The organism is Sphingobacterium endophyticum (genome assembly GCF_009733535.1).
GTDB lineage: Bacteria > Bacteroidota > Bacteroidia > Sphingobacteriales > Sphingobacteriaceae > Sphingobacterium > Sphingobacterium endophyticum.
Genome location: NZ_SMMI01000027.1, coordinates 17,010 through 27,014 on the forward strand (window position 1 = coordinate 17,010; position 10,005 = coordinate 27,014).

11 protein-coding genes and 1 pseudogene are annotated in these 10,005 nt (G+C 38.7%); 3 read left to right on the plus strand and 9 right to left on the minus strand.

Annotation, left to right across the window (positions count from 1 at the left end; genetic code table 11):
- Positions 1–22 precede the first annotated feature (22 nt).
- The 6 genes and pseudogenes from E0Y80_RS20685 to E0Y80_RS19775 all read right to left on the minus strand — a co-directional run bounded on the left by E0Y80_RS20685 (position 23) and on the right by E0Y80_RS19775 (position 2,800).
- A complete protein-coding gene (locus E0Y80_RS20685) occupies positions 23–763 on the minus strand; it encodes a hypothetical protein (RefSeq protein ID WP_197091688.1) in 741 nt (246 codons plus the stop codon).
- A gap of 15 nt (positions 764–778) precedes the next feature.
- Positions 779–1,210 (minus strand): hypothetical protein, encoded by a 432-nt coding sequence (locus E0Y80_RS19760; protein ID WP_156309383.1) that lies wholly within the window; start codon positions 1,208–1,210, stop codon positions 779–781.
- Entirely contained in the window at positions 1,207–1,467 is a 261-nt protein-coding gene (locus tag E0Y80_RS19765; RefSeq protein ID WP_156309384.1) for a hypothetical protein, read from the minus strand. Before E0Y80_RS19765 ends, E0Y80_RS19760 begins: the two co-directional genes overlap by 4 nt.
- Before the next feature lie 113 nt (positions 1,468–1,580).
- Positions 1,581–1,709: pseudogene (locus E0Y80_RS20830) on the minus strand (YegP family protein); the annotation flags it as partial.
- A 30-nt stretch (positions 1,710–1,739) separates the two neighbouring features.
- Entirely contained in the window at positions 1,740–1,916 is a 177-nt protein-coding gene (locus E0Y80_RS20835; protein WP_231596113.1) for a YegP family protein, read from the minus strand.
- Positions 1,917–1,966: 50 nt separating this feature from the next.
- Complete coding sequence (locus E0Y80_RS19775) at positions 1,967–2,800, minus strand: helix-turn-helix transcriptional regulator (protein ID WP_197091689.1); 834 nt, start codon at positions 2,798–2,800, stop codon at positions 1,967–1,969.
- A 560-nt stretch (positions 2,801–3,360) separates the two neighbouring features.
- On the opposite strand from E0Y80_RS19775, the gene E0Y80_RS19780 reads away from it, so the two are divergent.
- Genes E0Y80_RS19780 through mobC form a run of 3 tightly spaced genes read left to right on the plus strand, consistent with a single transcriptional unit; the run spans position 3,361 to position 7,074 of the window.
- Entirely contained in the window at positions 3,361–3,765 is a 405-nt protein-coding gene (locus E0Y80_RS19780; protein WP_231596111.1) for a plasmid mobilization protein, read from the plus strand.
- Positions 3,753–5,042: a relaxase/mobilization nuclease domain-containing protein gene (locus tag E0Y80_RS19785; RefSeq protein ID WP_156309387.1), complete on the plus strand. Its 1,290-nt coding sequence runs from the start codon at positions 3,753–3,755 to the stop codon at positions 5,040–5,042. The genes E0Y80_RS19780 and E0Y80_RS19785 overlap by 13 nt, the downstream gene beginning before the upstream one ends.
- Before the next feature lie 43 nt (positions 5,043–5,085).
- Positions 5,086–7,074 carry a conjugal transfer protein MobC gene (gene mobC, locus E0Y80_RS19790; RefSeq protein WP_156309388.1) on the plus strand — a complete coding sequence of 663 codons (1,989 nt, stop codon included), beginning with the start codon at positions 5,086–5,088 and terminating at the stop codon, positions 7,072–7,074.
- 588 nt (positions 7,075–7,662) lie between these two features.
- Here mobC and E0Y80_RS19795 read toward each other — a convergent pair.
- The 3 genes from E0Y80_RS19795 to E0Y80_RS19805 form a co-directional block, all read right to left on the minus strand.
- On the minus strand, positions 7,663–8,163 hold the full coding sequence (locus E0Y80_RS19795; RefSeq protein WP_156309389.1) for a hypothetical protein: 501 nt from the start codon (positions 8,161–8,163) through the stop codon (positions 7,663–7,665).
- A 189-nt stretch (positions 8,164–8,352) separates the two neighbouring features.
- A complete protein-coding gene (locus E0Y80_RS19800; RefSeq protein ID WP_156309390.1) occupies positions 8,353–8,820 on the minus strand; it encodes a DUF6843 domain-containing protein in 468 nt (155 codons plus the stop codon).
- A complete protein-coding gene (locus E0Y80_RS19805) occupies positions 8,820–9,827 on the minus strand; it encodes an RHS repeat domain-containing protein (protein ID WP_231596112.1) in 1,008 nt (335 codons plus the stop codon). Before E0Y80_RS19805 ends, E0Y80_RS19800 begins: the two co-directional genes overlap by 1 nt.
- Positions 9,828–10,005: the final 178 nt, after the last annotated feature.

Below are 10,005 nucleotides of genomic sequence, written 5' to 3' on the forward strand. Positions count from 1 at the left end.
TTTAACTAAATAAACGATGATATCATCCTATAGCTTTCTCTAACACAATATCGTTCACTTTTTGGTATATTTCCGCAGCTAGATTGGAATCGATTAAACCAGATCCATAGCTTACCAATTGCCATACAAGTATTAAACCAAGATCTTTTTTACTGACTTTGTCTGCTTTATTCTTTAAAGATTCTATTTCATCAAATATAATCTCTTGTCCATAACCTAATTCTGTCAACCGCTCTAATATAGAATCGATTCGCTGATGAAGATTAATAAGCTCATCTATGGAAAATACTTCATCCTGTACCGCTTTTTCTCCCTGGGGAACCACATAAGCCTCAAATAAAGTTTGCTGCTGATGTAGTTCACTATTTAACTGACGGACATGGGATAGCTCTCTAGAATTTAGTCGATCTTTTTCTTTTAAAAATACCAATTCTTTCTTTTGAGATTTTTGGGTTTCTTGTTGTTGAGTTTTGGACAATTTATCTTGTTCGGTAAAAAGTTGCGTCTTTAAACTCGACACCTGTTTATCAATTTTGACTTTTTCATCTCTAAACCGGATTAGTTCTTTTTGTTTACTAGCAATCTGATTCTGAATCGACTGAGCCGTACTTAAAGACTTACTTGCTGCTAGTCTTTTTGTTAAAGCATTTATTTGCTTCTCTTTATCAACTTCCTTTTTATAGGCATCTGCCTGTTTTCTAGATAAAGATGCGATTTGATTGTTTAGACGCTTTATTGCCTGTATGATTGAGATAGTTGACATTGTTTTAGTTAAGGTTTACAATCTGAAAATGAGTATTATTTGCTTTATATTCGTCATCCCATATGATTTCGAATGATATATTATCTGGTGACCCCATATGTAAATATCAACATTTTCATGCTCGTTTAACGCGGGAAAAGGAAATGGATTCGTGCCGTATAAATTATCTGGTTCATCTTTTATAATTAACCTTACATTCCGTGCAATAGCTTTGCCCTTATTATAAATTCTCAAAATGCGATGTCCCTTATTACCAACGATAAGTGAGGCACGCAGTACAGCTTGTTTTTTTTGAATTTTCTCCTGCTCAATTTTGCCAAGTTGATAGTCATTGATAAGCTTTTCTTGCGCTTTAATCTTTCTATCATGCTTAAAGTATGTAAAAATCGTCCCAAAAATAGCTATCATTGAAAGGAGAAAGGAAGGGTCTTGCCAGTTTACACTCATCTTCTTTTAAATTTTATGTATTTGTTTTTCTTGAACTTTGATTCTATCTTTTTAGCAAAATCATTCACTAAGCTGTCACCGTATTCATTTACCGCATCTTGGATATTAGCTTGATTCAACTCGGCCAACTCGTCAATTCCCCCTGGATATTCTCTGTCGCAATTTATACACCTTACCCAGGACTTATCTTCATTGTGGTCAAAATCTGACTGACCACACGTGGCACATATTAGTGATACTGTTATTTTCGTACTCATGGTGTTATTTTTAGTTTGTAATGTAAAGAGAGCTATTATCGGTTGAGCGAAGTCTAAGTTGGAAAAGATACTGAATTACCTCTTTGGACTACGCTCAAGACGACAATTCATGGTTAAGTTAAATCGACTATTCTAGCCACAGGAGCATCTCTTTTAACCGCTGCTATTCCATTTTCTCTACCCGCGGATGATACATAGTTTTCACTTCGCCCTAAAATATCACTATTGTTAGCTTTCAAATTGAACGTATAGTTCTGAAAACTATCTTTCCTTTAGTAACGGCTATCGTACGGCGCGTTGGCTTTGACTGACGCAATCCCATTTAGACAACCTTGCTTAGTCTCATACCCTTCACTTCCTAAAATAATCTCACCGTTACCGGACTTTAATCTGAAATAGTATTGTAAATTCCTAGAACTCACGAATACTTCGAATTTTGCATTTGACATATTGACACAAAGGTCTACGCAATCTGTGCACCCAATGTGCACAGCTGATATTATTCCATATATCTCTTAACATTCTCTTCTAGTTTTTGACGAATCACAGCTCGTACCTCCATTGGCCCTAAGATCTCAACTGCAGATCCAAGCCCAAGTACCTGGGCATAAAATTCATAGTTGGGAACTACCTCCAACTGAATCGTTTTGTACGTGTCTGTTCGCTCCACTACGGTTTGAGAGGGATGGAATGGTTTGGAGTCAATATATGGCCAAAGTGATTTAACAATTTTTATTTTGATGAACTGGCATACTGTACCTATAGGTTTACTTACGCCTACAATATCCTCGAAATAGACATCATGTGTTTCCCTCGGAGGAATAAATATAATACCTCCTGCTGCTTCAAAAGTAGTCATACGATCAAGTGCGAGATTTGTCCATGAGTCAAAGCTATCACGCTGTCCGAAGAGAAACCATCTTTTGTTATATTGTTTCAAAAAATACGGATGAATCAAAAAAGCTTCTTCTTTATTTTGGTTGAACGATTTGTACACCACTTGTAATACATGTTTCTGCTGTATGAATTTAAGCAAATCACCTAAAAGGTGGAGGTTCTTGAGGTATTCATTTTGGTCGAAAAAAATACATTCGTCCAGATCTTCAAGTTGAAAATTCTTTTTGAGTTTTAACCCCAGTTCTTGGACAAAGTCAAACTGAGGCAAACCTTTAAATCTACCTAACATATCCAGCGTCGTTTTTAGTAGATCGGCTTCGATTGGATTGATCTGCTGCATAGCTAATGAATAGTTCCTGTCAGAGTAACGGTAATATGTCCTTTTTCCTTCTTTATAGGATTCTATCGGTGCGCGGAAACCTGTTTCGCTTCGCATAAAGTCCATATCTTTCAGTATCTGTCTACGAGAAATAGAAGAATCCTTGCCTGTATAATCCGTTAACGTCTCGGATACATATCGGATAAGGTCGTTGATAAAAAACTTTCGTCCCTTATTGGAAAAGCACCTGTCTAAGGCTTCGTAGCGGATAACTGCATGCTTTTAGTGGCCATTGACTAATTTATTGGTATATACAAAGATAAAATTTTTATGTGCATTACATGTGCACAGTTAATTGGGAATCTGTGTACGTCCAATGCACAGGACATCATTTACTTTATGACAAGTTTAATCACCCAGCTATTGTATTCCTTACGGTACCCGTAAAGTTTACTCGAATAAGATGGATATGTTTTCATTTTTTTATTACAACTACTATAATTATTCTTAGTCAAATTTTAATGAGGTTTTATTTTTTAAATATTTATGCCTTAGATTTATTGAAATCGATTGCTGTTTCTTTTGCAATCGGCAAGATGTCCGGTTGTTTAACAACCGCTTGATAGGGCCCTTTACTCGGAACTCGTGGGCTTTGCTTTTTTTAGGTTTGAAATGTGATGAAAGGAAATATAATGGGAAAGGAAAAATCAAACAGGACACGTATTATTGGGCTACGGCTGACAGAGGTTGAATTTAATAATATTGAGATCCGGTGGAAAGCCTCAACCTCAAGGAAGCTAAGTGACTACATCCGTAAATGTATTTTCAGGAAAAAGATCATAATGACCTACCGAAACAGATCCTTAGATGAATTCATGGAGGAAATGATCCTGCTGCGCAAAGAACTCAATGCCATCGGGAATAATTTCAATCAATCAGTAAAGAGGCTCCATACCATTCAGAATGTATCAGAATTTAAACCTTGGAAGTTGGGGCATGAGCTGGAAAGGAAAGTCATCTTCAATAAAATAGAGGAAATCAAAAACCGTATCAATCAAATTGCTGTGGTATGGTTGCAGTAATAAAGACCGGGCATTCCATCCGCAGGATCTTTCAGTATAATGAAAATAAAGTCAAACAAGGGTTAGCCGAATGTATTGGAGCAATAAATTATCCCATTGATGCCCAGAAGATGACCGATACCATGAAGCTGAATAGGTTACTTAATCAGGCTAAGCTCAACGAAAGGGTAACACGAAACAGCGTTCACATCTCGCTGAACTTTGATCCTAAAGAAAAATCTCTTGATCGTGAAAGTTTAATGGAAATAGCTGAGAGCTATATGACGAAGATTGGATTCGGAGATCAGCCTTTCCTTGTATATCGTCATGATGATGCCGGACATCCCCATATTCATCTCATTAGTGTCAAGGTGAGGCCCGATGGTAGCAGGATAGATATGCAGAACATAGGTCGTAATCAGTCGGAAAAAGCACGCACTGAGATTGAGAAATCCTTTGGCTTGACCGTAGCTGGTGAAAGTAAAAGACAGGAAAGATTCCGGCTTAGGCCGGTTGATGTTCAAAAGGTTCAATACGGCTGCATCGATACTAGGTGGGCAATTACCAATGTCCTGAACGCAGTATTAGAGAAGTACAGATACAGCAGTCTTCCGGAACTCAATGCCATACTTAAACAATACAATGTTTTGGCAGATCGGGGGAGTGAGAGATCCCGGGTTTTTAAGTTTGAAGGTTTACTATATCGCATTATTGATGAAAGCGGTAAACCTATTGGAGTTCCCATAAAGGCCAGTAGTTTTTACAATGCTCCGACATTGAAGTTTTTAAAAGTACGATTTGAGGAAAACCGATCAAAGAAGGTGTTGTATAAATTAAGGACCAAAAGTACCATTGACCATGTCCTTAAGAAAAAGCCTGCGAATTTAGATGATTTCTGCAAATTTCTGGAAAAGCATGGAATTCATGGCGCTATTCGCAAGAATGAAAATGGCAACATATACGGTATTACCTACGTGGATCATATCACAAAATGTGTTTTCAATGGAAGTGACCTGGGAAAGTTATACAGCGTAAAGGGCATACAGGAAAGATGTATTACTAAGCTGGAATTGGATCAGATAGTAACACCACCGCTCAAACCAAGTGCATGGAAAGATCAACGTTCGCAGTTAACGGGTTTTAACGTATCGGAGAGTCCTGTTGACCAGCTACGATCGGAGAAAAATAACGATATCATCTATTCACTGATACAGCCTGAACAGGTTTATGGGAATGTACCTCATCAATTGAAAAATAAACCCAGGAAAAGGAAGCGACGAGCAATAAAACAGATCTAATAGCTGGATTTGTTCTATATTTTAAACTTTAAAAATGATAATTATGGCGATACAGACAGGAGAAAACGAACAGGCGATGCGCAAGATAATGGATATGTCCAGGTTAATTGCCGTTGCCATTTTATTACTGCATTTTTATTTCTACGGCTACGGCCTTTTCCATGATTTGAACTGGCACACACCATGGACCAATAAGCTGTTAAGGCAAATAGCGGCTACGGGCATATTCACCGATCAGATACGTTCCAAACTAATGGCTCTTTTTTTCCTTATTCTTTCGCTTCTCGGGGTTAGGGGTAAAAAGGAGGAAAAGCATACCGTTGTAACCGCTTTGGTGTACGGGTCATTAGGGTTACTCTTATATTTTCTAAGTAATTTAATTTTCTACACTGGGGTGGTGTCACGGCCCGTAATCATGATTTATATAGCGATTACAACGATCGGATTTCTATTGACCATCAAGGGCCTGTCCGTGTTCTCGAGGATCATTCGAAACAAACTCACCAACGATGATATTTTCAACCAGGAAGGTGAAACTTTCCCTCAGGAAGAAAGGCTCCTTGAAAATGACTATTCCATCAATTTGCCTTTACAATACCGATGGAAAAAGAAAATTCGGTCCGGCTGGATTAATATCATCAATCCCTTTCGCGGAATCATGGTACTGGGAACACCCGGATCCGGAAAGTCCTATTTTGTCATTCGACATATCATCACCCAGCATATTAGAAAGGGATTCACCATGTTTGTTTATGATTTTAAGTATGATGACCTTTCCAAAATCGCCTACAATGCCTGGCTAAAATGGAAGCACACATACGCCACTCCTCCACTTTTTTATACCATCAACTTTGATGACCTCAGCCGATCACACCGATGTAATCCTTTAGATCCTTCTTCCATGGGCGACATTACCGATGCCGCAGAGAGCGCACGCACAATCCTTATGGGGCTCAACCGCGAATGGATAAGACGTCAAGGCGATTTCTTTGTCGAGTCACCCATTAACTTTCTTACCGCAATTATTTGGTACCTGCGTAAATTCCAAAACGGCGAGTTCTGTACCCTTCCCCATGTGATTGAGATGATGCAGGTTGACTATGACAGCCTGTTTACCTTGCTTCGGACAGAAAAAGAAATAGAGGTTTTAGTGAATCCCTTTATCAACGCCTACCTCAATGATGTGATGGAGCAGCTCGAGGGACAGATAGCGGCTGCAAAGGTGGCTATGGCTAAGCTCTCATCTCCTCAGCTGTATTATGTACTCTCCGGAAATGATTTTAATCTGGATGTCAATAACCCCGACGAGCCGAAGATTGTCTGTATGGGAAATAATCCCCAAAAGATCCAGGTATACGGAGCTGTACTTTCTCTCTATGTCAACCGCTTGGTCAAGCTGGTCAACAAAAAGGGGAAACAAAAATGCAGCCTTATTTTTGATGAATACCCAACGATATATGCACCGCTCGACACGGTAGTGGCAACAGGGAGAAGCAATTTAGTATCAACAACTGTTGGAGTTCAATCCATTGAGCAGCTAAGAAGGGATTATTCCAGAGAACAGGCAGAGGTTTTAATAAACCTATTTGGAAATGTGATTGCCGGTCAGAGTACAGGAGATATGGCAAAGCAGTTGTCTGAACGTTTTGGGAAGATCATGCAGGACAGAAAGAGTCAAACGGTAAACAGCGCAGACACTTCCATCAGCTTTTCCAGACAGTTGGAATCTGCCCTTCCATCATCCAAAATAGCAGGTCTGAGTTCCGGAGAGTTCGTGGGAATGGTGGCAGATAATCCTGACTGTAAGATAAAACTCAAAACATTCTATGGCGAAATTATAAACGATCATAAGGCGCTAAAAAATGAACAGAAAGCTTACAAAAACATGGGAGTAATCCGATCGGTTCACGACCAGATCATACAGCGTAACTACCTGCAGATTAAACAGGATATCGATGATTTGGTGGGTACTGAGATGGAAAGATTGCTGAATAATCCTGCGTTAGCATATTTGGTGATTAGTAAACACTGAAGCAAAAATTAAGGCTCCTAATTGGGAAAGGGTTAGTTTTTGATCTCTGTTAACTTAATGTCTTTGTCAACCAAATTTTCAGCATTCTTTTCGCCATTTTGGATTTTGGTCAAGCTGATAACTTTGTTTTTATCATCAAGATAACAAACAATTAAGGCCTCTATTTCGGGATCAAAAAACTTATACTTGGCTACAGCATAACAATTTCTTTTTGTTGTTCCCAACTTGACCTATAAAAGTATCACGCTAAAGTTTTATTTCAAAACTGGTCCAAAGTTAGATTGGTATTTACCTGTATGTCTATTCAATTCATTAAAGAAACTTCCATTCGATTCAAAGCTTCAGCCTTCTTACCCCTCAAGATGTCCTTGACTGAAAAGATGGCGCTGCTTAAAGTGAAACAGAAGTTATGGTCCTTTTTATCCCTCTCAAAAGTTAAGTGGACAAACTGCCTTCTTTAAAAAAAATTCGCTTCATATATGTAACAAGCCGATTTTTAAGCCCTCCTAAAATATAATAGATTAGTTCGTCATCTTGATATGAAATAGATTATTGCTCCCCGAATTCCATCCTAAACTAAAAACTTTCTTAATCACATTCACAATAGTCATGCTTTATATTGACCTTTATTTTACACAACTTTTTCCCAAGAACATTCTTTAAGCTGTCCAATGTTTTATTGAAACCATCGACATTATCTGTTACATCTAAACCTCTTTTATTTATTTCATTAAATAACCCCTCATGATCACTATATGATATAAAAACAGCCATACATTTCTTTATCTTTTCACTATGCTGCAAGATTGTGTCTATATTATTGACTTTAATAGAAAGGTGCTTTAAGTCATTTTCAGAAATTTTTAAACATTTTATCAATCTACTTTTATCAATATGAGTATTTTTTTTGAAAACAGTATCGATAATTACTTGATTTGGGGTGGCGACTTGTAAGTGTTGACTGTCAGAAAAAAAAGTTCCTGAAGGATTGTAATAAACTAAAACTTTAATCAACTCATTTTCAACCACAATACAGGCTTGCATTAGAAACATCAAGACGCAAAATAAAAAAACTAAAATTTTATTCATTGTGATTTTATTATATCTTGATCATTCAATATTTGTCTCGGCACCCTCATCATATAATGTCTTAGCCCCAAATAAGGGGACACATTAGTGGAAATACGCCTATAGTAAGGACGTCTAGCTCCGACAAACTAATTGTTTTGGGCTCGGGCTTGCATAAAGTTAGTTGTTCAAGTAACAATTCATTTGCAATCACTCCTTAGCCAAATGGCGAAGATCTATTTTGGCAACCTCTTCAGAACTCTTTCGGATTTGCTCCTTTGTCCCCACATAAAAAATGGAGTACTCAAACTCTATATTGCCATCAACACCGTATAGCTTCCCTGTTGTTGCTAATGTTGCTACAACTTTACTATTATCCGCTTCCGTCAGATCTGCAACCACAGGTATTTTTATCCTTTTTCCATTGTTATCATAATAAACTTCAGGAAATAGCTTGTAATTGTAATCTACAGCAAACTGAGTCTTTAACACTCCTGTTTCAGTAATATTATACAATCTTTTACTTCCTTCATAAGCTTTACGATCACCACTTTCCTGACCATATAAGATTATCACTTTTCCGGTATAACCATGAGGCAATACATATATGACGTCTTCACCTTTTGAGGTACAACCAGCCATAAATAAGATTATAGATATAAAGAATAAATATTTCATTATCGAAAAGTATTTTGAACATGTTTGGTCCATTCATCCATTGAGTATGTTTTCTTCCCAGAAGTAACCTCCTTAAAGTTACCATCACCATCGAGTCTGACCGTCATATTCACAGAAAAAGTAGGTCGATTGTTTTCTCCGAACAGTTTTCTCAAACCACCCTCTTCCTGATGTGCGCCTAGCAACAGACGGGCACCTGACTGATCTGTAATAAAAGCCTCGGTACTAGGAAAAGCATCCCCAGAAAATGCGCCGTTAATCGATAGGGTTCCCTCTTTTAAGTTTTCAGTAATAGACAACTTTCCTTGAACATCTAAATCTGGTGTTATAAGCCCTGGTGTTACAGGATCTTTGGCACTATGTTTAAACTCAAAAAAAGTACTATTTTCAGAGTTTATAACATTCGTAATTGAAAGAGATGGGTTTGGATCCTTCTGCGTTGGAGGAATATAAAGATCAGCATATTTAAAACCATAAAACACAGTAGGGTCGCTTGCTGTAGCACTATTGGTGACAGTTCCTTGAATTGGATCAACTGTAAAAGTTGATTTTACCCTTGAGGAAGCAGCAGGATAATCTAAAGTTGAAGGTCCTCGTCCATCACCTCTAAAATGACCCGCTCCCACTTTAGATGCAGCTATAAATGATCGAACATGAATAGGCCAAGGCCTCATCCCATCCGGATCAATAAACCGTATCGGGTTATTGAAGGCGTAATTATAAGGGCTGTGCCTTCTCATCTGTTCCGCCAGCGGATCTACGACATTCCATCTGCCTATTTCTGCGTCATAAAATCTTGCCCCGTAATCCAGCTGGTCCCCCAGCTCCGCCTGCCTCTCCTTGCCATTGTAAAGATAGCTGTTTATCCCTCCGGTTACAATAGCCCTGGTCTTTCCGAACGCATAATAGTCCTGTTTCTGCACGATGGTGGAGGTCGTATCCGTAGAGCCCTTTTTGATCACCGCCCGAACGTTGCCCAGGTGGTCCGTCAGGTTGTAGTGGAACACATACGTCCCGCTGCTGTTCTGCAGGTACCCCCCTTCCGTTAGGATCAGGTCAATTGCCTGGGAACCCGTCCCCTCCTTCTTGTATTCAATGCCCCCGACATAGTCGCGCGTGGTCTGGATACCGCCGACATTCGAGTACTTCTGGAGCTTGGTGCCCAGGGCATCGTACTGGTAGGAT

Bases quoted from the DNA above. Each gene is read 5' to 3' on its own strand.
- E0Y80_RS19760 (WP_156309383.1), bottom strand. From the start codon at position 1,210: ATGAGTGTAAACTGGCAAGACCCTTCCTTTCTCCTTTCAATGATAGCT.
- E0Y80_RS19785 (WP_156309387.1), top strand. From the start codon at position 3,753: ATGGTTGCAGTAATAAAGACCGGGCATTCCATCCGCAGGATCTTTCAG.
- E0Y80_RS19800 (WP_156309390.1), bottom strand. From the start codon at position 8,820: ATGAAATATTTATTCTTTATATCTATAATCTTATTTATGGCTGGTTGT.
- mobC (WP_156309388.1), top strand. From the start codon at position 5,086: ATGGCGATACAGACAGGAGAAAACGAACAGGCGATGCGCAAGATAATG.
- E0Y80_RS19795 (WP_156309389.1), bottom strand. From the start codon at position 8,163: ATGAATAAAATTTTAGTTTTTTTATTTTGCGTCTTGATGTTTCTAATG.
- E0Y80_RS20685 (WP_197091688.1), bottom strand. From the start codon at position 763: ATGTCAACTATCTCAATCATACAGGCAATAAAGCGTCTAAACAATCAA.
- E0Y80_RS19765 (WP_156309384.1), bottom strand. From the start codon at position 1,467: ATGAGTACGAAAATAACAGTATCACTAATATGTGCCACGTGTGGTCAG.
- E0Y80_RS19775 (WP_197091689.1), bottom strand. From the start codon at position 2,800: ATGCGAAGCGAAACAGGTTTCCGCGCACCGATAGAATCCTATAAAGAA.
- E0Y80_RS19780 (WP_231596111.1), top strand. From the start codon at position 3,361: ATGAAAGGAAATATAATGGGAAAGGAAAAATCAAACAGGACACGTATT.
- E0Y80_RS20835 (WP_231596113.1), bottom strand. From the start codon at position 1,916: ATGTCAAATGCAAAATTCGAAGTATTCGTGAGTTCTAGGAATTTACAA.